Origin of the sequence: Rhodococcus gannanensis (assembly GCF_042681175.1) — a bacterium.
GTDB lineage: Bacteria > Actinomycetota > Actinomycetes > Mycobacteriales > Mycobacteriaceae > Rhodococcus_G > Rhodococcus_G gannanensis.
Genome location: NZ_JBHUFB010000013.1, coordinates 158,932 through 181,778 on the forward strand (window position 1 = coordinate 158,932; position 22,847 = coordinate 181,778).

Sequence of the window (22,847 nt, forward strand, 5' to 3'; positions counted from 1 at the left end):
ACTCAGGCTGCGCTGTGCCGGTACTCGTCGAGCGCCGCTGCCAGCGCAGGCGGCACCTTGGCCCGCACGAGCGTGCCCTCCGCCTCGTGTGCGGTGTCGACGATGCGGCCGTCGGCGTGGATCCGCGCCACCAGGTCACCCCGGCTGTACGGGAGGAGCACCTCGATCTCGACCTCCGGTGGGCTCACCATGTCGGCGAGCGTTGCCCGCAGGTTCTCGATGCCCTCACCGGTGTGCGCCGAGACGAACTTCGCTCCGGTCAGCAGTGCGCGCAACTGCGTCAACGTCACCGGGTCGGCGGCGTCGATCTTGTTGACCACCAACAGTTCCGGCGGCGGAGGCGCATCGGACTCGCGGAGCACGTCGACGATCACCTCGCGCACCGCCTTGATCTGCTCCGTCGGCAGCGGGTCCGAGCCGTCCACCACGTGCAGGAGCAGGTCGGCGTCCGCGACCTCCTCCAGAGTGGACCGGAACGCCTCGACCAGCTGCGTCGGCAGGTGCCGCACGAAACCGACGGTGTCGGTGAGCACGTACTGCCGCCCGTCCGGGAACTCGGCCTTCCGGGTCGTCGGGTCCAGCGTCGCGAACAGTGCGTCCTGCACGAGGACTCCGGCCCCGGTGAGGGCGTTGAGGAGGCTCGACTTGCCCGCATTGGTGTAGCCGACGATGGCCACCGACGGCACATCGCTGCGCAGCCGCTTGGTTCGCTTCGTGTCGCGCGCCGCCTTCATCCCCTTGATCTCGCGGCGCAGCTTCGCCATCCGCTCGCGGATGCGGCGCCGGTCCGTCTCGATCTTCGTCTCGCCCGGACCACGCAGACCCACACCGCCGTTGCTGCCTGCACGGCCACCGGCCTGCCGGGACATCGACTCACCCCAGCCGCGCAGCCGGGGCAGCATGTACTCCATCTGCGCGAGGGCAACCTGCGCCTTGCCTTCACTGGAGGTGGCGTGCTGGGCGAAGATGTCGAGGATCAGGGCCGTCCGGTCGATCACCTTGACCTTGACGACCTTCTCCAGCGCGGTCAGCTGGGCGGGCGTCAGCTCACCGTCGCAGATCACGGTGTCCGCACCGGTCGCGAGAACCACCTCGCGCAACTCGTCGGCCTTGCCCGATCCGATGTAGGTGGCGGCGTCCGGTTTGTCGCGGCGCTGCACGAGCCCCTCGAGGACCTCGGAGCCCGCAGTCTCGGCGAGCGCGGCGAGCTCGGTCATGCTGGCGTCTGCCTGCGCGGCCGTTCCGGAGGTCCACACCCCCACCAGTACGACCCGCTCGAGGCGCAGCTGCCGGTACTCGACCTCGGTGATGTCGGTGAGCTCGGTGGACAGACCCGCGACGCGGCGGAGTGCGCTGCGCTCGTCGAGCTGGAGTTCACCGACCGACGGCGAGTGCCCGGCCCGGTCGAAGTCGGACCCGGTGCGGGACATGTCGGTCATTTCGTCTGATTTCGTCATACACCGCCATGATCCCACGCCCGGCCACCGCGATGCACCCCGATTAACGCCGGGACGACCGGGCCCGCGTCACCCGGAGCCGATTGCCGGCCGTCACCGACCGAGCGACGACCACCAGGACTCGTCGAGGCTTCCCGACGCGACGAGCACCGACGGTCCGCGCAGCGTCGCCGAGCCGTCCGCGACGGTGACCACGACCTCACCGCCCGGCACCCGGACCCGAACCTCACCCTCGGCTCGGCCGTCCGCACGCAACGCCGCGGCCGCCGCCGCGACGGTTCCCGTGCCGCACGACCGGGTCTCCCCGACGCCGCGCTCGTAGACACGCATGTCCACCCCGCTGTCCCGGATCGGGGTCAGGATCTCCACGTTCACGCCGTGCTCGAAGAACGACGCATCGAAATCCGGCGCCGAGGTCAGGTCCAGGTCGGCCAGCGCAGCCGCCGTCAGCTCGTCGGACACGCACGCCAGGTGCGGGTTGCCGACGTCGATTCCGAGTCCGGTGAACTCCCGTCCCGCGACAGTCGCGGTCGAGGTACCCAGCTCGCGGACCCGGCCCATCGCCACGGTGACGTCGGCGGTCGCGCCGGAGACCGCGTGCACGATCACCGGCCGGGCACCGGCCCGCGAACCCACGACGAACTCGGCTTCCGACTCGAGACCCGAGGCCCGCAGGAAGTGCGCGAACACCCGAACTCCGTTGCCGCACATCTCGGCGACGGACCCGTCGGCGTTGCGGTAGTCCATGAACCAGTGATCGGCCGCGACGCCGTCGGGCAACACGTCGAGCACCCCGGCCTCCACGAGGACTCCGGCCCGCGCGACGCGCAGCACTCCGTCCGCGCCGATGCCGCGGTTGCGATCGCACAGCGCGGACACCCGGGCCTCGGTCAGATCGACGGTGGCGTCGAGATCGGGCAGGATCACGAAATCGTTCTGTGTGCCGTGACCCTTCGCGAACTGCATGGCGACCATGCTAGCGGCGCCTCGCATCGACGCCGCGGCGCCGAACAGGCTCAATCGCGCGGCCACGTGGTCGGAGACGGTCATCGCGCACCCCCGGAGGCCGTCGCGGAACGCTGTCGCGTTACCTCGTACAGGCAGACCGCACCCGCGGACGGGGCACCGAGGGAGCTGGCCGCTCCGCCGATCGGGATGCTCACCGTCACGTCACAGGCCCGTCGCCAGCCGGCACTCATGCCGCGTGTCTCGTTTCCGATCACCAGGATCGTCCCGCCTCTCAGGTCGTGGTCGAAGACGGTGGCGTCACCGTCCTCATCGGTGCCGACGATCTGCAGGTGCCGGCTCTGACGGTCACGGAACGCGACCACCTCGGCAGGATCGGCGGCCGTGAACACCGGCATCGCGAAGAGCGAACCGGTGGACGCCCGCACACACTGCGGATCGAACGGGTCGGCGGCGTGACCGGTGACGACGACGGCGTCCGCCCCGAACGCGTCCGCGCTGCGGACGAGGGTACCGAGATTGCCGGGCGACGAGGGTCGGTCGAAGACCACGACCAGGGGCTCGTGGTCGGAGCCGCGCATCGTCAGCCCAGCCAGCGAGCGGGTCCGTGTCTTCGCCACCGCGATCAGCTCCGGCGCCGCCTCCGAACGCTCGCCGAGTTCGGCCATCAGCACGCCGCTGACACCGATCTTCTCTCCCGACCAGCCGGCCAGCAGGTCCCTGGCCCAACGGGACAGAGGATCGCCGTCGACGCGGTAGAGCAGGGTGTCGATCGGCCAATCGTGCTCGATCGCGAGCGTCAGCGGACGCACACCCTGGATCAGGAATCGGCCCGCCTTCGTCCGCTTGGACCGGGTCGCCAGGTACGAGAGCCACTGCTGGAACCTGGCGTTGCGGACGGTGACGCGCGGCGGCTGCCCGCCGCCGGAGGTACGGCTCATCGGCCGACCTGCAGTGGGTGGCCTGTGGCTCGCGACGTCATACCCGCGAGTCTAGGTCCAGGCCACGGCCCCGCCGAACACCCCCGACCAGGCGGTCTGTCGGTCTAGTGTGCGGACTGTGACACACGACACGATCACGATTCGCCGTGGCGGCGGAAATCGGCGAATCGCGGTGCGACGGTTCACCGCCGCCGCGGTGTTCACCCTGTGCGCGACACTCACCGCCGTCCACCCCGCCGCTTCGGCAGCACCGCCCGAGCCTCCGGACACCGGGTCGATCGACTCCGGATCCGCGGCGTCCAACTTCGTCACCGGATTCGGAACCACTCTGGTCCGGCCCGGCCTCGCGCCTGCGGGCACGAACGACTGGTCCTGCCTGCCGTCCGCGACGCATCCACGGCCCGTCGTGTTGGTGCACGGCACCTGGGAGAACTCCTTCGACAACTTCGCCGCGCTCGCGCCTGCTCTGGCCGAGGAGGGATTCTGCGTGTTCGCGCCCGACTACGGCAGGGTCGGGCCACTCGACGGCGGCGGAGTGCTGTCGATACTGCCGAACACGCAGGGCCTCGGTCCGATCGAGCAATCGGCTCACGAGATCGGCGGGTTCGTCGACCGTGTGCTCGCAGCGACCGGCGCGGCGCAGGTCGACATGGTCGGCCACTCGCAGGGCGGGCTCGCCGCGCGCCAGTACCTGGCGTTCGCGGGCGGAGCCGATCCCGTGGACCCGAGCCGGAACAAGGTCGCGAACCTGGTGACGATGGGCGCCACCAACCACGGCACGACCCTCCTCGGTGCGGGTGTGGTCGCCCGGGCGATAGACGGCCTCGTCGACCTCGATCCCGCCCTCGGATCGGTTGCAGGCCGGGCTCCGATCCAGCAGATGATCGGTTCCGATCTGCTGGATCGGCTCGACGCCGCAGGTGACACGGTGCCCGGTGTCGCATACACGGTGATCGCCACCCGCTACGACGAGATCACGACGCCGTACGCGTCCACCTTCCTCACCGCCGGTCCGGGCGCATCGGTCCGCAACGTGACACTCCAGGACGGCTGCGTCGACGACCTGTCCGACCACGCCAGCCTGACGTACTCGCCGCGGGCGATCGACTGGGTCAAGCACGCCTTCGACCCGGTCGGTACCCCGGAGGCGGCCATCCGTTGCGAACCGCACGCCGCGGTACTCGGCGGATCCGACCACGCGGACGCCGGGTCGGCCGGATCCGCGGGCCCGGTCGACGCGATCGCCGACCTGTCCGGGTCCTAGTCAGGCGGAGCGGCCCTCGACCACGGAGAGAGCCATCGACACGAGATCCGGGCGAGCGGCGTCGACCCAGGTGATCCGGTCGTCGCGACGGAACCAGGAACGTTGCCTGCGGACGTAGCGCCGTGTCCCGATGAACGTGCGTTCCCGGGCCTCGTCCAGGTCGTACTCGCCGTCCATCGCCGCGAGCACCTGCGCGTATCCGATCGCCCGGGGCGCGGTCACGCCCTCGCGCAGACCCGCGCCGAGCAGTGCCTCGACCTCCTCGACCAGACCCGTCTCGAACATGAGCCGCGTCCGGCGTTCGATCCGCTCGTCGAGTTCGACGGTGTCCCGATCGACACCGATGAGCACCGCACCCCACCGCGGTTCCCCGATCGCCGGCGCCGACGCGGCGAACGGTCGCCCGGTCAGTTCGACGACCTCGAGAGCGCGCACCATTCGTCTGCCGTCGGTCGGCAGGATGGTCGCCGCGGCCTGCGGGTCCGCCTTCCGGAGTTCCTCGTGGACGCCCACGACACCCCGCTCGGCGAGCACCGCCTCCCACTTCGCGCGCACGTCGGGGTCGGTGGCCGGGAACGACCAGTCGTCGAGCAGCGACTGGACGTACATCATCGAGCCGCCCACGATCACCGGCACGGCGCCACGCGCCGCGATCGCCTCGACGTCCGCGCGCGCGGCGTCCTGGTACCGAGCGACGGTCGCGGTCTCCGTCACGTCCAGGACGTCGAGTTGGTGATGCACGATCCCGCGGCGCTCCTCGACCGTCAGTTTCGCGGTGCCGATGTCCATGCCGCGGTACTGCTGCATCGCGTCGATGTTGACGATCTCGCCGCCCAGGCGCTCTGCCAGTTCGAGCCCCAGGTCGGACTTGCCGCTCGCGGTCGGCCCGACCACCGCGATCGGCCGGATTCCGCCGGTCACGGCAGCCACAGTCCGACGTGATAGGCCACACCGAAAGGCGCGCCGCGATAAGTGGTCGTGACCTGGCTCGGCGCGGCGCCGAAGAGGCCGGCCAGCACCTGCCATGCCGCTCGTCCCTCGATTCCGAAGGAGTCGCACGCGGTCGGATCGAGCCGACGCAGGTGGTCGAGATCGCCGGTGTCCAGGGCTCGGTCGAGTTCGCGCTGCACCTGCGGTGCACGCTCGTCGAAGGCGCCGGGAGCCTTCGACGTCAGGGTGTTCGCACCGTCCGCCACCACGAGGACGCTCTGTGCCGTCGCGTCGCCGTCGAGTTCCTTCCGGAGCCGGGCTCCGATGTCGACGCACTCCTCGGGTGTGGTGTCCGCCGCGACGACGAGGGCGTCCGCGACCACGTCACCTGGCGCGGCGGCACGCAACCAGCCACCGACGAGAACCGGGAGTGGCACGTCCGGGTCGATGGGAGTGCCCGGGCCGGCACCGAGCCCGACCCGCACGTCGACGCCGAATCCGGCGAAACTCCCCACCGTCCCCGGGCCGTAGTGCGCACCGGCGGCGCCGACACCGACGATCGTCCAAGTGCCCGCGGACTCCGCCAAGCGGGCGGCGGCCTCGACAGAGGCCGACCGCAGGTCTGCGGTCTCCTGCGTCGCGGCGCCAGCCAGTTCAGGTATCAGCAGAGGTGGGCAGGAAACCAGGGCCGCGGCGGTGAACACACCGGGCAACGGTAGTCGCCACGCGGCGCAACTCGCCACGAGGCACGCGCCCGACGCATGCGCGGCAGTCGCCCGACGCACGGACCGTGCAATCCCAACTCTCGTCGTCCGAGCTGTTTCAATGGTCGGAACACCTCGTTCCGGGTTGAATAGGACCAACACGCGCCGATCGGGTGTGTGACGAGCGAGGCAGCGGCAGCCGTGACGCGCGGCAGAGATGAGGAGCCATGACCGACAACAGCGCACCCAAGCCCGGCGCACCCAAGCCTGGTGCCCCCAAGCCCGGCGCACCGAAGCCGGGCGCGGCGAAACCCGGCGCCGTCACCCCCTCTCCCGCCGCTGCCGTACACGCACCGGCCATCGCACCGCCGAGCGATCCGAGCCTGTTCGGCCGTGTCGACGAGGACGGCACCGCGTGGGTGAAGACCGCGGACGGCGAACGTCAGATCGGTTCGTGGCAGGCCGGCGACGCAGCCGAAGGCCTCGCGCACTTCGGTCGCCGATACGACGACCTCGCAACCGAGGTGGGACTCCTCGAAACCCGACTGACCTCGGGAACCGGCGACGCGCGCCGCACCCGCACCGCGGCCGTCGCGCTCGCCGAGTCGCTGCCCACCGCAGCGGTGATCGGCGACATCGACGCGCTCGCCTCCCGCCTCGACGCCGTGATCAGCAGCTCCGCACAGGCCGCGGAGGCGGAGAAGGCGGAGCGCGACCACGTGCGCGAGGAACACACCCACCGCAAGGAGGAACTGGCTGCGGAAGCCGAGCAGATCGGCGCGGAGTCGACGCAGTGGAAGGCCGCGGGCGACCGGCTCCGCGAGATCCTCGACGAGTGGAAGACGATTCGCGGTGTCGATCGCAAGCTCGACGACGCACTCTGGAAGCGCTACTCGAAGGCCCGCGAGGCGTTCAACCGGCGACGGGGAGCGCACTTCGCGGAGCTCGACCGGGAGCGTGCCGCGGCAAAGACCCGCAAGGAAGAGCTGTGTGCGCGCGCCGAGGAGCTGCGGGACTCCACCGACTGGGGCCCGACCGCCGGCGCGTTCCGTGACCTGCTCGCCGAGTGGAAGGCCGCAGGCCGCGCGCCCCGCGAGGCCGACGACGCACTGTGGAAGCGCTTCAAGGCGGCGCAGGACGTGTTCTTCGGCGCCCGCAACGCCGCCTCCTCGGAGCGGGACGCGGAGTTCGAGAGCAACGCGGCGGCCAAGGAGGCCCTGCTCGACGGTGTCGACATCGACCCCGCGAAGGGCCTCGACTCGGCCCGTTCGGCGCTGCGCGACCTGCAGGAGAAGTGGGACGAGATCGGCAAGGTCCCCCGCGAGAAAATGCACGACCTCGAGAGCCGGCTGCACGCGATCGAGAAGAAGGTCCGCGACGCCGCCGATTCCCAGTGGCGACGCACCGACCCCGAGGCGATGGCGCGGGCGGCGCAGTTCCGCGAGCGGGTGGCCCAGTTCGAGGAGCAGGCCGCCAAGGCCACAGCCGCGGGCAAGACGAAGGACGCCGAACAGGCGCTCGCGCAGGCCAAGCAGTGGCGCGAATGGGCCGATGCGGCCGAGGGCGCAGTCGAGGACCGCTGACCGACAGGTCACCACGGGTGTGACGATCACCGTCGCCGGGCGCACAGACCCGGCGACGGTCGTCTACTGTCTCCGCGGTGACCGCTGACACAACTCGACTCGACCTCCGCACCCGCGTGGACGCCGACGAGGTCTTCGCCCGGGGCCAGGCGCTGCGCGAGATGGTTCCGGCGTCCGCACACGACCACGACCCGGCCGCTGCGGACCGGCCGGCCGTTCTCGACTTCGTGGCAGCGAGCAACCGCGGCCGGCTCGACCATCTCGTTCCACTGCGCATCGGACGCATGGTCGAGTCGCCGTTCGCCTTCTTCCGCGGCGCCGCCGGACTGATGGCGGCCGACCTCGCGGCGACTCCCGTCACCGGTATCGCCGCACAGTTGTGCGGCGACGCCCATGCCGCGAACTTCGGGCTCTACGGGACACCGGACGGCGAGATCGTCATGGACGTCAACGACTTCGACGAGACCGTCCCGGGCCCGTGGGAGTGGGATCTCAAGCGGCTCGCAGCGAGCCTGGTTCTCGCCGGGCGCGAGGGCGGCGTGGCCGAGCGCGCCTGCGTCGAGGCTGCCGAGGACGCCGTCCGCTCCTACCGGCGGACCATCCGGGACCTCGCGGAGATGCCGTTCCTGACATCGTGGAACGCGCTCCCGGACAAGGCCGCGATCACGCGCGCCAAGGCCGACGAACTCCTCGACGACTTCGAGAAGGCGGCACGCAAGGCGAAGCGCAACACCAGCGCGAAGGTCGCGGAACGCTGGACCGAACACCTCGACGACCACGTGACCGGGGTGCGTCAGCGCCGGTTCGTCGAGAACCCGCCGATCCTCACCCGCGTCGACGGCGCCAGCTGCGGCGCCGTGATCGACGGTCTCGAGCGCTACGTCGACACACTGCGGGAGTCGCGCCGGACGCTGCTCGGGCGCTTCTCCGTCGCCGACGTGGCGTTCCGGATCGTCGGCACCGGCAGTGTGGGCCTGCGCAGCTACGTCGCACTCCTGCTCGGCAACGGCGACGAGGCCCTCGTTCTGCAGGTCAAGCAGGCGCAGCGGTCCGCGCTCGCGCCCCACCTCGACACCGCGCTGTTCCCCCACGCCGCCTTCGAGCACCAGGGTGAGCGGATCGTGCACGGGGCCCGGCTCGTTCAGGCCGAAACCGACATCCTGCTCGGCTGGACCACGATCGACGGGCAGCCGTACATCGTCCGGCAGTTCCGCAATCTGAAGGGCGACATCGACCCGACCGCGCTGGACGGCAACCACCTCGACGACTACGGTCGGCTCGCGGGGGCGCTGCTCGCCCGGGCGCACACCCGCTCGCTCGATCCGCGACTGCTGGCGGGCTACTTCGACGGCGACGCCGACCTCGACGAGGCGATCGGCCGGTACGCGGTCCGCTACGCAGATCGCACGGAGGTCGACCACGAGGACCTGGAGCGTGCGGTCCGCTCCGGCCGAGTCGCGGCGGTCAGCGCCTGAGCGTCAGCGCTCGCCCCACAGGATGTGGCCCTCGGTCTCCGCGCTGCGTCGCCTGCGTTCCTCCTCGGCTGCGAGCTGGACGGCCGTGCGCTGCCAGACGACGTGCAGCCAGTGGAAGGTCAGGACCATGATCAGGACCCAGCCGAGGATCAATCCGATGCCGGGTCCACCGCCGGGTGACCCGACGTCGAGGGTCTGACGCGACCAGATCGCCAGCATGCCGAACACGCTCGCGACAGCCGAACCCGCGACCGCGATCCATGCCAACGCCCACCGGCGGGTGGCGAGCGCGAGCATGCCGATGACGATGCCGAACACCAGCGTCAGCCACACGAACACCCGGGACGGCAGTGCGATGTCCTCGGCGAGTGCGACGTCGTTCCCGGCGAGGACGTCCCAGCCCTTCGCGTCACCGGTGTGCGGGAGCGCGAACGTGCCGACCAAGGCGAGCATGCCCACGGCGACGACGAGGGCACGCAGACCCGGGTCGATCTCCCGGGCGACCTTCTTCTCCGCCGCGTCGATGTCCTTGCGGTACTGCTCGAACGAATCCTCGGGCTTGTTGCTGCTCATACTCCACATCCGGTGACGGTGGGCTGCGGTGCGGGCGCACCGATCTGCGGGAGGCCGAGACCGACACCGATCGGCGGGGTCTTCGGGGTGATGCCGCGTTCGTGGGAGTCGCCGGCGCGGGTCCGGCGGTGCGTCAGGACGAGATCGTCGGCGATCAGGTGGTGCGGGGCGGCCCCGGTCACGACGGCGGTGATCACGTCACCGGGCCGGACGTCGCCGTCGAGATTCCCCTCGGGACGGAAGTGCACGAGCCGGCCGTCGCGAGCACGGCCGCTCATCCGGCGCGTCTCGGCGTTCTTGCGCCCCTCACCGGCGGCGACGAGCAGCTCCACCTCGGTGCCGACGAGCTTCCGGTTCTCGTCGAGGGTGATCTCCTCCTGCAGCGCGATCAGCCGGTCGTAGCGCTCCTGGACGATCTCCTTCGGGAGCTGGTCGGGCAGCTCGGCAGCGGGCGTCCCGGGGCGCTTCGAGTACTGGAAGGTGAACGCGCTGGTGAACCGCGCCTGCCGGACCACGTCCAGCGTGGCCTGGAAGTCCTCCTCGGTCTCGCCGGGGAAGCCGACGATGATGTCGGTGGTGATCGCGGCATGCGGCATCGCGGCACGAACCTTGTCGATGATGCCGAGGAACTTCGCGCTGCGGTAGGACCGGCGCATCTCCTTGAGCAGGCGGTCGGAACCGGACTGCAGTGGCATGTGGAGCTGCGGGCACACGTTCGGCGTGTCCGCCATCGCCTCGATGACGTCGTCGGTGAACTCCGCCGGATGCGGTGACGTGAACCGGATCCGCTCGAGACCCTCGATCTGCCCGCAGGCGCGCAGCAGCTTCGCGAAGGCACCCCGGTCGCGAGGCAGCTCGGGATCGGCGAAGGACACCCCGTAGGAGTTGACGTTCTGTCCGAGCAGGGTGACCTCGAGGACGCCTTCGTTCACGAGCGCCTGCACCTCGGCGAGGATGTCGCCCGGCCTGCGGTCCACCTCCTTGCCACGCAGCGACGGCACGATGCAGAAGGTGCAGGTGTTGTTGCAGCCGACGGAGATGGAGACCCAGCCCGCGTAGGCCGACTCCCGTTTCGCGGGCAGCGTCGAGGGGAACGCCTCCAGCGAGTCGAGGATCTCGACCTGTGCCTCCTCGTTGTGCCGGGCACGCTCGAGCAGCACCGGCAGCGAACCGATGTTGTGGGTGCCGAACACGACGTCCACCCACGGCGCCTTCTTGACCACCGTGTCGCGGTCCTTCTGCGCGAGGCAGCCGCCGACGGCGATCTGCATCCCCGGGTGCGCGTCCTTCGTCGGCCGCAGGTGGCCGAGGGTGCCGTACAGCTTGTTGTCGGCGTTCTCACGGACCGCGCAGGTGTTGAACACCAGCAGGTCGGGGTCGACACCGGGCGTGGCCTTCGTGTAGCCCGCCTCCTCGAGCAGACCCGAGAGCCGCTCCGAGTCGTGCACGTTCATCTGACACCCGAAGGTGCGCACCTCGTAGCTGCGGGTCTTCGGGGAGGTGAGGTCGATCGAATCCACGCGTCCAGGGTACGGCGTCTGCGGAGGTGGCCCTCGACACGGTGCGACGCAGAGTAAAGATTCCATTACGCGGCGCGCCGGGGCGGCAGCAAAACAGGCGCCGGGCCGAGCTCAGCCCTAGGGTCTGCTGCTATGACGAATGCGGGTGAACCGGGCACCGCGCCCACCGCCACCACGACCTCCATGATCTCGATGACCGGCGTCCAGAAACACTTCGGCGACCTGCACGTCCTGCGTGACATCACGCTCGAGGTGCCGGTCGGGCAGGTCGTGATCGTCGTGGGGCCGTCCGGGTCCGGGAAGTCGACGCTGTGCCGGACGATCAATCGGCTCGAGCCGGTCGACGAGGGCGTGATCCGGGTCGACGGACGGGAGCTGCCCGCCGAGGGAAAGGCGCTGGCCGCCCTCCGCGCCGACGTCGGCATGGTGTTCCAGTCGTTCAACCTGTTCGCGCACAAGACGATCCTCGAGAACGTCATGCTCGCCCCGGTCAAGGTACGCAAGACGGGCAAGTCCGAGGCCAGGTCACGTGCCCTGGAGTTGCTCGACCGGGTGGGGATCGCCAATCAGGCCGACAAGTATCCCGCCCAGTTGTCGGGTGGCCAGCAGCAGCGCGTCGCCATCGCCCGAGCCCTGGCGATGAGCCCGAAGGTGATGCTGTTCGACGAGCCGACCTCCGCGCTCGACCCCGAGATGGTCAGCGAGGTGCTCGACGTCATGACCTCGCTCGCCAGGGACGGCATGACGATGCTCGTCGTCACCCACGAGATGGGATTCGCCCGCAAGGCCGGGGACCGCGTGCTGTTCATGGCCGACGGCCAGATCGTCGAGGACACCGACCCGGACAGCTTCTTCACCGCCCCGAAATCGGATCGTGCGAGGGACTTCCTCGGGAAGATCCTCGGCCACTGACCGGCGATCCTCGCAACCGATCGAGATCCCCCAGCCGTCGATCGACGGCCGACCCGGCCCCACAGACCTCCCCGGAACCCACCAACGAGAGGAGCACCATGAGGATCACCCGAGCGCTGCGAACAGGCATCGGCCTGGTCGCGATCGCCGTCGTCGCCACGGCCTGCGGCGGAGACGAGACCAAGAGCGCCAGCGACAGCGCAGAATCCGGCACGCTGACCGTCGGCATCAAGTTCGACCAGCCCGGACTCGGGCTGCGCAACCCGGACGGCACCTTCAGCGGCTTCGACGTCGCCGTCGCCACGTACGTCGCCGAGCAGCTCGGCGTTCCCGCCTCGGGCATCACGTTCAAGGAGTCGCCGTCCGCTCAGCGCGAGACGCTCATCCAGAACGGTGAGGTCGACTACGTCGTCGCGACCTATTCGATCACCGACGCCCGCAAGGAGAAGGTCGACTTCGCCGGCCCCTACCTGACGACGGGTCAGTCGCTGCTCGTGCGGTCCGACAACACGGACATCACCGGGCCGGAATCGCTGAACGGTGGCAAGAAGCTGTGCTCGGTGACCGGCTCGACACCGGCGCAGAAGGTCAAGGACACCTACGCGAACGACGTCCAGTTGCAGGAGTTCGACACCTACTCCGCATGCGTCGAGGCGCTGCGCAACGGGGCGGTCGACGCGGTCACCACCGACGCGGTGATCCTCGCGGGCTACGCCGCGCAGTACCCCGGTGAGATGAAGGTCGTCGGCGAGCAGTTCACCACCGAGAACTACGGCATCGGGCTCGCCAAGGGTGATGACGAGACGCGCGCCAAGATCAACGACGCGATCGAGTCGATGATCGCCGACGGGTCGTGGCAGGCCGCGCTCGAGGAGAACGTCGGACCGTCCGGGTACCAGATCCCGGCGCCGCCGACCGTCGACCGCTACTAGGGGCGCGCTCCGCGCCTGTGCGTGATGTGCACCCCGATCGGGGTGCACATCACGCACAGGCCGCGCAGCCGCAGGAGGGAGTTCCGTGGATCTGCTCAGCGAATACGGTGATCAGCTGATCTCCGCGTTCTGGACGACGATCCAGCTGACGGTGCTGTCCGCGATCGGTGCACTCGTCATCGGAACCGTGCTGGCCGCCATGCGCGTCTCGCCGGTACCGGTCGCGCGGTGGATCGGTTCGGCCTACGTGACGGTGTTCCGGAACACTCCCCTGACGCTGATCATCCTCTTCTGCTCGTTCGGTCTGTACCAGACGATGGGCATCCGCCTCGCGCCGGAGAACTCGCCGACATCGTTGGTGGACAACAATTTTCGCCTCGCCGTAGTGGGCTTGAGCGTCTACACCGCAGCGTTCGTCTGTGAATCGCTGCGATCGGGCATCAACACCGTGCACGTCGGACAGGCGGAGGCGGGGCGCTCCCTCGGGTTGACGTTCGGCCAGAACCTCCGGCTCATCGTGCTGCCGCAGGCGTTCCGGGCGGTGATCGCCCCGCTCGGCAGCGTCCTGATCGCGCTCACCAAGAACACCACGATCGCCTCGGTGATCGGTGTCGCGGAGGCGTCCCTGCTGATGAAGACCATGATCGAGAACGAGGCCGCGATCTTCGTGGTCGGCGGAATCTTCGCTCTCGGCTTCGTGATTCTCACCCTCCCGATGGGCCTGCTCTTCGGGTATCTCGGGAAGCGGATGGAGGTCGCCCGATGAGCGCCCAGGCCACCGTCCTCTACGACGCGCCGGGACCACGCGCCCGGACGATCTACCGGCTCGCCTCCGTCGCCGTCGCGCTGGTCCTCCTCGCCGTCGGCTACGCGGTGTACCGCGCGCTCGACGAGAAAGGCCAGCTCACTGCGGAGAAATGGGATCCGTTCCTCGAGTCCACCTCGTGGACGACGTACCTGATCCCCGGAATCCGCGGCACTCTGGTGGCGGCGGCGATCTCGATCGTCCTCGCCCTGATCCTGGGTGGCCTGCTCGGCATCGGCCGGCTGTCCGAGCACCGCTTCGTTCGGATCGTGTCGGGTGTCGTCGTCGAACTGTTCCGCGCGATCCCGGTGCTGATCCTGATGATCTTCGCGTACCAGGTCTACGCCGAGTACCAGGTGTTCAAGTCGAGTTACCTCGCGCTCGCCGCGGTGGTGACGGGGCTGACGCTCTACAACGGTTCGGTGATCGCCGAGATCGTGCGTGCGGGAATCCTGTCGCTCCCCAAGGGGCAGACCGAGGCCGCGCAGGCGTTGGGTATGCGTAAGAGCCAGGTCATGGTCACCATCCTGCTGCCGCAGGCCGTGACCGCGATGTTGCCTGCGATCATCTCCCAGATGGTCGTGGCCCTGAAGGACTCGGCCCTCGGCTACCTCATCGGCTACGTCGAGGTGGTCCGGTCGGGCCAGCAACTCGGCGCGTTCTACGGCAACTACCTTCCGGCTCTGCTGGTCGTCGCCGCCATCATGATCGTCCTGAACTCGGCGTTGTCCGCGCTCGCCACCTACGTCGAGAAACGGCTGCGCAGCGGCAAGAAGGGGCGCACCACAGTGGAACCCGCCGTACCCCCTGCGGCACCGGGCATGGACCTGACCGCGAACGTGTGACGGTGCCTCGAGACGAGCCGGGGTCGACTTCGACCGCGACGACGACCGTCCCGGCGCGGCCTGCCACATCCCGTTGGTGGGCCGTGTCGGCCGTGGTCCTGTCCGCCCTGGTCGCCGTCGCGTGCGGTGTGATCCTGTGGGCGTCGGTGCCGCCTGTCGTCGACTTCCCGTTCGCAGCGCTCGCCGGGTCGGCGCTGCTGGTGTTGGGCGTCGTCTGGGTGACACTCACCCTGATCGGCTGGTTCCGCTACCGCACCTGGCGTGCGAGCGTCATCGCTCCCGCCGTTGTCGTGTGCACCGCCGGACTTGTCATGGTCGATGCACCGTTCCGGCTCGGGTTCCAGCTGTCGAGAGGCGCACTGACGTCCGCCGCCGCCGAATGCTCCGTCTCGTACGACGATCGACGGATCGGCGTCTACGACGTGTGGACGACCAACAGGAACGGCGACGACGGCTGCCTGTTCTACATCCGAGGTGGGCTGATCGACTCGGTCGGACTCGCCTACATGCCGAGCGGCGCACCGTATCTCGGCAAGCCTCGCCACGACGGCGACATCGGCTACGAACACCTCGCCGGGGACTGGTACCGCTTCGTCAAGCAGTTCTGACGACCGGAGCGGAACCCGCTCCGCCCCCGCGCTGCCGTCAGCCGCCGTCGAGATCTCCGACCTCCGACCCGGCCCGGGCCAGTTCGGCTTTCACGACGTCGAACGACATGCCCTGCGGGTAGCCGCGCCGCGCGAGCATCGACACCAGCCGACGTACGAGACGATCCCGCTCGCTGCTCCGCCCACCAGGGCCGTCGATCTCGAAGTCCAGTGAGGCGGTCCGCAGTTTGCGCTGCACCAACTCGACGGCGCGGGCACGTTCGTCGTCGCCGTCGATCTGGTCGAGAGCTCCCGCCGCGACGTCCGGCGCGACACCCTTGGTGCGCAGTTCCATCGCCAAGGCGCGCTTGCCCTTGCCCGAGTACGTGTGCCGCGAATGCACCCACTGGGCTGCGAACGCGGCGTCGTCGACCAGCTTCACCTCGGCGAGACGGTCGAGGACCCGGGCGATCACGTCGCCGTCGAATCCCTTGTCCGTCAGCTTCTTCGACAGTTCCGCGCGACTGCGGGCACGGTCGGTCAGGAGGCGCAGGCACAGGTCCTTCGCCTGCACCTCCTGTTCCGCCGGAGCGAGCGATCCGACGTCGACGCCGCGCCGCGCGCTGCGCCCACGCCCGGTGTCGTCGTCGCCGGAGCGACGACGGGTGGGCCGGCGCTGCTCGTCCGGATGCATACCCGGCCTAGAAGTCGACGGGCTCGTCGTCGGTGCCCTCGGCGGTCACGTCCGCGCCGATGCCCAGCTTCTCCTTGATCTTCTTCTCGATCTCGTCGCGAATGTCGGTGTTCTCCAACAGGAACTTGCGGGCGTTCTCCTTGCCCTGCCCCAGCTGGTCGCCCTCGTAGGTGAACCAGGAACCCGACTTGCGGATGAACCCGTGCTCGACACCCATGTCGATCAGCGAGCCCTCCTTGGAGATGCCCTGACCGTAGAGGATGTCGAACTCGGCCTGCTTGAACGGCGGCGAGACCTTGTTCTTGACGACCTTGACACGGGTGCGGTTGCCGACCGCGTCGCCGCCGTCCTTCAGGGTCTCGATCCGGCGCACGTCGAGACGTACCGACGAGTAGAACTTCAGCGCCTTACCACCGGTGGTGGTCTCCGGCGAGCCGAACATGACGCCGATCTTCTCGCGCAGCTGGTTGATGAAGATGGCCGTGGTACCGGAGTTGTTCAGCGCACCGGTCATCTTTCGCAGCGCCTGGCTCATCAGCCGTGCCTGCAGGCCGACGTGGCTGTCGCCCATCTCGCCCTCGATCTCGGCACGAGGCACGAGCGCGGCGACGGAGTCGACGACGATGATGTCGAGCGCGCCGGAGCGGATCAGCATGTCGGCGATCTCGAGCGCCTGCTCACCGGTGTCCGGCTGGGAGACCAGCAGCGCATCGGTGTCGACACCGAGCTTGCGGGCGTACTCCGGATCGAGTGCGTGCTCCGCGTCGATGAACGCGGCGATGCCGCCGGCCGCCTGTGCGTTCGCGACCGCGTGCAGCGCGACGGTGGTCTTACCCGAGGACTCCGGGCCGTAGATCTCGACGACGCGGCCGCGAGGCAGACCGCCGATGCCGAGCGCGACGTCCAGGGCGATCGAGCCGGTGGGGATGACGGAGATCGGCTGGCGCGCCTCCTCCCCGAGGCGCATCACCGAACCCTTGCCGAAGTTCTTGTCGATCTGCGCCAGTGCGAGCTCGAGCGCCTTGTCGCGATCATGTGCCTGCGGTGCCATCGGTTCTCCTTGGTCAGCTGCTCGTGCAGTCAGGTACTCGTGTCGAGTCGCTCGGGTCGAGCGGGTCTCACGGTGTTGTCGCAACCGTAGAGGGGGGCACCGACAAACTCTGCCGACGCGCTGGACGGGGGTACCCCCACAGCATAGGCGAACACCTGTTCGAGTGGAGCGACGAGGGGCAGCGTGTCGCACGCAACCGAGCCGTGCGCGCCCGCGAACGGCCGGCTACCAGCGGGAGCGCGGCACGTCGAACTCGGCGCACAGCGCCCGCCACACCTCGCGGGGCTCGTGCCCGTCCTCGATCGCCTGGGCTGCGGTTCTCCCACCCAGGCTGAGCAGCACGTGGTCCACGAGCAGCGAATCGCCGTACAGCCGGCCGAACTCGCCGTGGACCAGTTCGTTGAACTCGGTCAGTCGCACACGGCCACGGTAGTCGTGACGACGGCCGAGCCGTCAATCGAGACGCAACGGCCGAGCCGTCGATCGAGACGCAACGGCCGGATCGTCGATCGCGAACGGGCGAATGCTCAGGACAGTGCGGCGGCTGCCACGGCCCGGCACACCTCCACCGGGTCCGCGACATCCGGAGCCGTCTCCGCTGCGCGTCGCGCGGCCTGCGCGAACGACGGATCGTCGAGCACCCGGCGTACCGCGTCGCGAAGGGACTCCGCGGTCAGGGGCCGCACCACCACCGCGCTCCCTTGCCGGGCCGCCCGGTTGGCCAGTTCCCACTGGTCGCCGCCGCCGGGGACCGTGACGACGGGCACCCCGGCCAGAAGCGCCTTCGCGAGCATTCCGTGCCCGCCACCGCACACCACGACGGCGGCCGACGCGAGCAGTGCGTCCTGACGGCCGAGCCCGGCACGCGCCCACGCGGGCAGGTCGACCGGCGGCGCGTCGAGCATCGAGGCGACCACCCGGACCCCTTCACCGTCGAGCGTGTCGAGCGCGGTCTCGAGCATTCCTTCGGCGCCGGTGTGCGCGGTGGACGGCGCGATCATGACCAGTGGCCCGTCTCCCGGAGACGGATCGAGCAGGTCGGCAGTCGGCTCCCACAACAGTGGCCCGACGACGTGGGCGTTCTCGGGCCAGTCGGGTCTGGGCACCTCGAGGGCGGGCAGGGTCGCGATCAGCCGCGCCGCGGGACCCGGGTCCTGCGCGGGCAACCCGACGCCGACCCGCGCCTCGGAACGCTGGCGCAGCCCCTGCTTGATGGACCGGGCCGTCGCGGCCCGCATCATCGAGTCGCGCAGGCGGCCACGGATGCCCTCACCGGGCGCGAGGCCGCTGCCGATCGGGGGAAGCCCCACCGACGGCGAGTACAGGGGATGCGGGGACAGCTCCACCCACGGCAGGTCGAGACGTTCCGCGGCCATCCCGCCACCCGCGGTGAGGATGTCGGACACCACCAGCTCCGGCAGCATCGCACTCAGGTCGGGCAGGATCTCGGTCGAGATGTACGCGGCACGCGAGTGGATTCGTGCGCCCGCGTCGAGATCGTCGTCCTCCGGGCGTGGGGCGAGCCCCTTGAGCTTGCGCACCGAGATCCCCGCGCCTCGTGCCGCGTCGAGCCACCTGTCCCCGGTGAACAGCACCGGATCATCGCCCGCGGCAAGGAATTTCAGGCACAGGGCGATGGCGGGGATGGCATGGCCCGGATCGGGTCCGGCGACGACGGCAACGCGCATCCGACCAGGGTGCCACACACGCAGGTCAGCCGGAGACGAGTGGGCCGAGAGTTCGTCCGGCGAGCTCGACGATCCCGGGCTGGTGCCCGTTGGCGACAAGGTTGATCACAACTCCGTCGACGCCCCTGTCGAGGACCCGACGCTGGATCTGTTCGGCGACGTCGTCCGGGGTGCCGACGAACTGGCGGTCGGTGGCCGCAGCGCGGGCGTCGGCGTCGAGTGTGTCCAGGTCGATGCCACGGGACAGCAGGAACTCGCGTTGCAGCTGCCGGGCCCGCTCTCCGTCCTCGTCGAGCATCACGAACGCGAGGAAGCTGGTCTCGAGGGTGGAACGGTCACGCCCGACCTCCTCGCACCGCGCCGCGAGGGCGTCGAGTTTGCGCGGCAGTTCCGACGCGTTGCAGATGACGTTCAGATGATCTGCGTAGCGCGCCGCGTAGCCGAACGTCTTGCGCTCGCCTCCCCCGCCGAGCAGAACGGGGAGGGTGTCGCGGATGCGCGGCTCGTTGATCGCGTTCTCGGTGCGATACCAGGTCCCCTCGACGGTGGGCCGCTCCCCGCGGAGCATCGGCACGATGATCTCGAGCGCCTCACCGAGCCGGTCGAACCGGTCACTGAAGGTCCCGAACTCGTATCCGAGTTGCCGGTGCTCGAGTTCGAACCATCCCGCCCCGATGCCGAGGACCGCACGACCGCCACTCACCACATCGAGGGTGGTGACGGTCTTCGCGAGCATCGCCGGATTCCGGTAGGTGTTGCCGGTGACGAGCGCCGACAGCGCGATGTCCGTCGTGGCCATCGCCAGCGCGGACAGCGTGGAATACGCCTCGAGCATCGGCTCGTCCGGTTCGCCGATTCCGGGCAACTGATAGAAGTGGTCCATCACGAACGCGGTGTCGAAACCGGCCGCCTCCGCCTCGCGGACCTGGGCGACGACGGTGGGGAACAGCTCGCGCACCGGCGTTCCGTAGCTGAAGTTGGGGATCTGGTATCCGAGCCGAATGCTCATGTCGCCCAACGGTACTCCCGTACGCCTCGGCGCGCTCGCGGCGAGTGCGCGGTATGCGAGGAATGCCCGATCGACACCCCGGTCCCGTCAGAACTCCATGCCCGCGTCCGCGCCCATCTGCATGGTCGTGTTCGCACCGTCGAGGCTCTCGCGAATGATGTCGGCGTGCCCGGCGTGCTGCGCGGTCTCCCGGAGGACGTGCATGAGGATCTTGCGCACGCTCCACCACTCCCGTTCGGGCGCCCAGGGGGCGGTGGGCAGCGGCACCGGCGTGTCCAGGTCCAGTCCGGCGACCAGGGCATCGGTCTGCTGCGCGATCGTGGCATAGGCCGCGGTCAGCGCCGCGACGGTGTCGTCGTCGCCCACCGCCCAGGACGCCATGCCTTCCGCCATGTCGAACTGGGCGTTCTCGTCGCTCTCCCGGATCGTGCGGATCCAGTTGCCCTCGGTGAAGGAGACGTGTTTGAGCAAGGCGATCAGCGTCAGCTCACTGGCGGTGGTTCGCGATCGCGCACCGGCTTCGTCGAGGCCGCGATACGCGATGAGGAAGGTGCGGCGCTGCTCGGCGAGCAGTTCCAGGATGTCGGACTTGGCTGTACTCGACGAGCCTGTGGTCATGACGAGAACCCCCGGAGAATCGGTGCGGTGTGACCGGACTTCCCCACCGTACGGCCATCCACCGACAGGTTCCTGTTCAGGCGAGAGCCTCCTGCGCCGCAGCCAGCGCCCGTTCCCGGTCCTCGGCGACGAGACCGATCCTGGTTCGCCGATCGAGCAGGTCGCCGACGTCGAGCGCGCCCTCGTGACTCACCGCGAAGGCCAGTTCGGCACGGGTGACGTCGATACCGTCGGCGACCGGCGTCAACTCGCCCGCAGCCGCGACCGTTGCGGATTCGGCGCCGTACCGGGCTCGAAGCGACTCCGGAAGCCGGGCCGTACCGACACCGAAACCGGTACCGACGAGCGGCAGGTTGGTCGTGACGCACGGACCGGCGGCGAGCCGACCCGCCCGAACCGCCGTGTCGACGGCGTCCTGGGCCATCTTCCGATAGGTCGTCAGCTTTCCGCCGACGACGCTGATCACACCGGTGTCGGACGTCAGCACGGCGTGGTTGCGGGACAGATCGGCGGTGTCGCCGTCGCCGGTGTCGAGCAGTGGACGCAGGCCGGCGTAGGTGGCGAGGACGTCCGCCCGGGTCAGTTCGGCGCCGAGCGCAGTGTTGACGGTCGTCAACAGGAAGTCGATCTCCGCCTCGGTGGCGACGGGGACGTCGGGAATCTCACCCGGCGCCGCCTCGTCCGTCAGGCCCAGGTAGACCCGTCCCAGTTGGGCGGGCAGGGCGAACACGAAGCGGTTCGTCTCGCCGGGAATCGGCACGGTGAGCGCCGCCCGGGGATTACCGAGACGTTCGGCGTCCAGGACGAGGTGGGTGCCGCGGCTCGGCTTGAGCGTGATGCTCGGGTCGACCTGTCCCGCCCACACCCCGGATGCGTTGACCACGGCGCCTGCCCGCACCGTCATCTCCTCACCCGTCAGTTCGTCCCGCAGCCGGGCCGAGTCACCGGTGACGTCGTAGGCGCCGACGCGGGTGAGGATGCGGGCACCGTGCCCCGCCGCCGTCCGGGCGAGAGCGACCACCAGCCGGGCGTCGTCGATCAGCTGTCCGTCGAAGGCGAGCAGTCCCCCGCGCAACCCGTCCCTCCGCACCGCGGGAGCGAGGTCGACGACCTCCGCTGCGCCGATCCGGCGGGACCGCGGCAGCACCGACGTCGACGTCCGAGCCGTCGCGCGCAGCACGTCACCGGCGAGGAAGCCCGTACGCACCAGCGCCTTCTCGACGCGGCCGACCGACGGAAGCAGGGGCACGAGCTGCGGAAGCGCACGTACCAGGTGCGGAGCGGTCCGGGTCATGAGGATTCCTCGCTCGACAGCACTCTCGCGGGCGATCCCGACGTTCCCGCTGGCGAGGTAGCGCAATCCACCGTGTGCGAGCTTCGAGCTCCATCGACTGGTCCCGAACGCCAGGTCGTGGCGTTCGACGAGCACGGTCCGCAGGCCGCGGGACGCGGCGTCGAGGGCCGCGCCGACGCCCGTGATGCCGCCGCCGACCACCAGGACGTCGATCGGCTCGCCGTCACCGAGTCCGGACAGTTCCCTGACACGACGGGCGGCGTGGAGTGAGGTCGGGGCGTGAGCGTGCACTGCGAACTCCTGTGGCGGTGAATCGGACGGACGGATCAGGCTGGCGGGGTGAGATAGGCGTCGACGGCCACGACGAGCTCCGCCACGAGCGCGTCCGGCGCGACCAGCTCGGCGACCATCCCCGCGGACTGAACCGCGGACTGCGCCATGAGCAGGATGGTGACCGCGATCGCGACGGGATCACCCGCTCTGATCGATCCGTCGTCGTGACCTGCCCGCACGGCGGGGACCAGATGGTCGAGGATCGCGCGTTGGCTCGTTCCGAGCCGGTCGACGATGTAGGTGACGAGCAGCTCCGGGTCGGACCGCAGGATCTTCGCGAACAGCGGATGGGTGCGGACCGTCTCGGTCATGCCGCCGACCGTGTACACCAGCCGGTCCCGAGCGGTGCCACCGCTCGGCGGGTGCGGCATCGCGTGGCCGATCTCCCGGGTGAGGAGGTCTGCCACGATCGCACCGGTGTCGGGCCAGCGCCGGTACACCGTGGGCCGGCTGACGCCTGCCCGGCGAGCGATCTCGGCGAGCGTGGTGCGCCGAACGCCGAACTCGACGACGCAGGTTCGTGCCGCGTCGAGGATCTGGTCGTCGATGCTGCGCGCCGCGTCGGAGGCATCGGCCTCCCCCGACTGCTGCACGAGCCGTGCGGCGTCCGGGGTGCCGGAGAATTCTTCGTTACGGATAGACATCGTATGTAAGACTGTAACGCAT

At 69.6% G+C, this 22,847-nt stretch carries 23 protein-coding genes; 8 read left to right on the top strand and 15 right to left on the bottom strand.

Features of this window, described 5'->3' with window-relative positions; all coding sequences use genetic code 11:
- Positions 1-2 precede the first annotated feature (2 nt).
- The 3 genes from hflX to ACFSJG_RS17960 all read right to left on the bottom strand — a co-directional run bounded on the left by hflX (position 3) and on the right by ACFSJG_RS17960 (position 3,364).
- Positions 3-1,439, bottom strand: a complete 1,437-nt coding sequence (gene hflX / locus ACFSJG_RS17950) for a GTPase HflX (RefSeq protein ID WP_378486857.1) — start codon at positions 1,437-1,439, stop codon at positions 3-5.
- Between the two features lie 111 nt (positions 1,440-1,550).
- The gene (dapF, locus tag ACFSJG_RS17955; RefSeq protein WP_378486858.1) at positions 1,551-2,423 is read right to left on the bottom strand and encodes a diaminopimelate epimerase; all 873 of its coding nucleotides are present in this window, start codon (positions 2,421-2,423) and stop codon (positions 1,551-1,553) included.
- 80 nt (positions 2,424-2,503) lie between these two features.
- Positions 2,504-3,364 carry a TrmH family RNA methyltransferase gene (locus ACFSJG_RS17960; protein ID WP_378486599.1) on the bottom strand — a complete coding sequence of 287 codons (861 nt, stop codon included), beginning with the start codon at positions 3,362-3,364 and terminating at the stop codon, positions 2,504-2,506.
- 118 nt (positions 3,365-3,482) lie between these two features.
- Here ACFSJG_RS17960 and ACFSJG_RS17965 point away from each other — a divergent pair, with 118 nt between their 5' ends.
- Positions 3,483-4,628 carry an esterase/lipase family protein gene (locus tag ACFSJG_RS17965; RefSeq protein ID WP_378486600.1) on the top strand — a complete coding sequence of 382 codons (1,146 nt, stop codon included), beginning with the start codon at positions 3,483-3,485 and terminating at the stop codon, positions 4,626-4,628.
- On the opposite strand, the gene miaA is transcribed toward ACFSJG_RS17965, so the two are convergent.
- Together miaA and ACFSJG_RS17975 are read right to left on the bottom strand one after the other, a co-directional pair.
- On the bottom strand, positions 4,629-5,558 hold the full coding sequence (miaA, locus tag ACFSJG_RS17970) for a tRNA (adenosine(37)-N6)-dimethylallyltransferase MiaA (RefSeq protein ID WP_378486601.1): 930 nt from the start codon (positions 5,556-5,558) through the stop codon (positions 4,629-4,631).
- The gene (locus tag ACFSJG_RS17975) at positions 5,546-6,262 is read right to left on the bottom strand and encodes a class III extradiol ring-cleavage dioxygenase family protein (RefSeq protein WP_378486602.1); all 717 of its coding nucleotides are present in this window, start codon (positions 6,260-6,262) and stop codon (positions 5,546-5,548) included. Before ACFSJG_RS17975 ends, miaA begins: the two co-directional genes overlap by 13 nt.
- A 227-nt stretch (positions 6,263-6,489) precedes the next feature.
- On the opposite strand from ACFSJG_RS17975, the gene ACFSJG_RS17980 reads away from it, so the two are divergent.
- Positions 6,490-7,845, top strand: coding sequence for a DUF349 domain-containing protein (locus ACFSJG_RS17980; RefSeq protein WP_378486603.1), 1,356 nt, complete (start codon positions 6,490-6,492; stop codon positions 7,843-7,845).
- A 77-nt stretch (positions 7,846-7,922) separates the two neighbouring features.
- The gene (locus ACFSJG_RS17985) at positions 7,923-9,320 is read left to right on the top strand and encodes a DUF2252 domain-containing protein (protein WP_378486604.1); all 1,398 of its coding nucleotides are present in this window, start codon (positions 7,923-7,925) and stop codon (positions 9,318-9,320) included.
- Positions 9,321-9,323: 3 nt separating this feature from the next.
- Here ACFSJG_RS17985 and ACFSJG_RS17990 read toward each other — a convergent pair whose 3' ends face one another.
- Both ACFSJG_RS17990 and miaB read right to left on the bottom strand, forming a co-directional pair.
- Positions 9,324-9,893, bottom strand: a complete 570-nt coding sequence (locus ACFSJG_RS17990; RefSeq protein WP_378486605.1) for an Rv2732c family membrane protein — start codon at positions 9,891-9,893, stop codon at positions 9,324-9,326.
- Complete coding sequence (gene miaB, locus ACFSJG_RS17995; RefSeq protein ID WP_378486606.1) at positions 9,890-11,413, bottom strand: tRNA (N6-isopentenyl adenosine(37)-C2)-methylthiotransferase MiaB; 1,524 nt, start codon at positions 11,411-11,413, stop codon at positions 9,890-9,892. Before miaB ends, ACFSJG_RS17990 begins: the two co-directional genes overlap by 4 nt.
- 183 nt (positions 11,414-11,596) lie before the next feature.
- On the opposite strand from miaB, the gene ACFSJG_RS18000 reads away from it, so the two are divergent.
- From ACFSJG_RS18000 to ACFSJG_RS18020, 5 genes are all read left to right on the top strand, one after another.
- Positions 11,597-12,325, top strand: coding sequence for an amino acid ABC transporter ATP-binding protein (locus ACFSJG_RS18000; protein WP_378486859.1), 729 nt, complete (start codon positions 11,597-11,599; stop codon positions 12,323-12,325).
- A 98-nt stretch (positions 12,326-12,423) separates the two neighbouring features.
- On the top strand, positions 12,424-13,257 hold the full coding sequence (locus ACFSJG_RS18005; protein WP_378486607.1) for a glutamate ABC transporter substrate-binding protein: 834 nt from the start codon (positions 12,424-12,426) through the stop codon (positions 13,255-13,257).
- An 85-nt stretch (positions 13,258-13,342) separates the two neighbouring features.
- Positions 13,343-14,023: an amino acid ABC transporter permease gene (locus tag ACFSJG_RS18010; RefSeq protein WP_378486608.1), complete on the top strand. Its 681-nt coding sequence runs from the start codon at positions 13,343-13,345 to the stop codon at positions 14,021-14,023.
- Positions 14,020-14,907 carry an amino acid ABC transporter permease gene (locus tag ACFSJG_RS18015; RefSeq protein ID WP_378486609.1) on the top strand — a complete coding sequence of 296 codons (888 nt, stop codon included), beginning with the start codon at positions 14,020-14,022 and terminating at the stop codon, positions 14,905-14,907. The genes ACFSJG_RS18010 and ACFSJG_RS18015 overlap by 4 nt, the downstream gene beginning before the upstream one ends.
- 83 nt (positions 14,908-14,990) lie before the next feature.
- Complete coding sequence (locus ACFSJG_RS18020) at positions 14,991-15,515, top strand: hypothetical protein (protein WP_378486610.1); 525 nt, start codon at positions 14,991-14,993, stop codon at positions 15,513-15,515.
- A 37-nt stretch (positions 15,516-15,552) separates the two neighbouring features.
- On the opposite strand, the gene recX is transcribed toward ACFSJG_RS18020, so the two are convergent.
- The 8 genes from recX to ACFSJG_RS18060 form a co-directional block, all read right to left on the bottom strand.
- Positions 15,553-16,188 (bottom strand): recombination regulator RecX, encoded by a 636-nt coding sequence (recX, locus tag ACFSJG_RS18025; protein ID WP_378486611.1) that lies wholly within the window; start codon positions 16,186-16,188, stop codon positions 15,553-15,555.
- 7 nt (positions 16,189-16,195) lie between these two features.
- On the bottom strand, positions 16,196-17,239 hold the full coding sequence (gene recA / locus ACFSJG_RS18030) for a recombinase RecA (protein WP_007528937.1): 1,044 nt from the start codon (positions 17,237-17,239) through the stop codon (positions 16,196-16,198).
- A gap of 225 nt (positions 17,240-17,464) precedes the next feature.
- Positions 17,465-17,659, bottom strand: coding sequence for a DUF3046 domain-containing protein (locus ACFSJG_RS18035; RefSeq protein WP_378486612.1), 195 nt, complete (start codon positions 17,657-17,659; stop codon positions 17,465-17,467).
- Positions 17,660-17,766: 107 nt separating this feature from the next.
- Positions 17,767-18,927, bottom strand: a complete 1,161-nt coding sequence (locus ACFSJG_RS18040; RefSeq protein ID WP_378486613.1) for a glycosyltransferase — start codon at positions 18,925-18,927, stop codon at positions 17,767-17,769.
- 25 nt (positions 18,928-18,952) lie between these two features.
- A complete protein-coding gene (locus ACFSJG_RS18045) occupies positions 18,953-19,936 on the bottom strand; it encodes an LLM class F420-dependent oxidoreductase (protein WP_378486614.1) in 984 nt (327 codons plus the stop codon).
- A gap of 87 nt (positions 19,937-20,023) precedes the next feature.
- On the bottom strand, positions 20,024-20,554 hold the full coding sequence (locus tag ACFSJG_RS18050) for a DinB family protein (protein ID WP_378486615.1): 531 nt from the start codon (positions 20,552-20,554) through the stop codon (positions 20,024-20,026).
- A gap of 76 nt (positions 20,555-20,630) precedes the next feature.
- A complete protein-coding gene (locus ACFSJG_RS18055; RefSeq protein ID WP_378486616.1) occupies positions 20,631-22,139 on the bottom strand; it encodes a glycerol-3-phosphate dehydrogenase/oxidase in 1,509 nt (502 codons plus the stop codon).
- A gap of 35 nt (positions 22,140-22,174) precedes the next feature.
- Positions 22,175-22,825 (bottom strand): TetR/AcrR family transcriptional regulator, encoded by a 651-nt coding sequence (locus tag ACFSJG_RS18060; RefSeq protein ID WP_378486617.1) that lies wholly within the window; start codon positions 22,823-22,825, stop codon positions 22,175-22,177.
- Positions 22,826-22,847 lie beyond the last annotated feature (22 nt).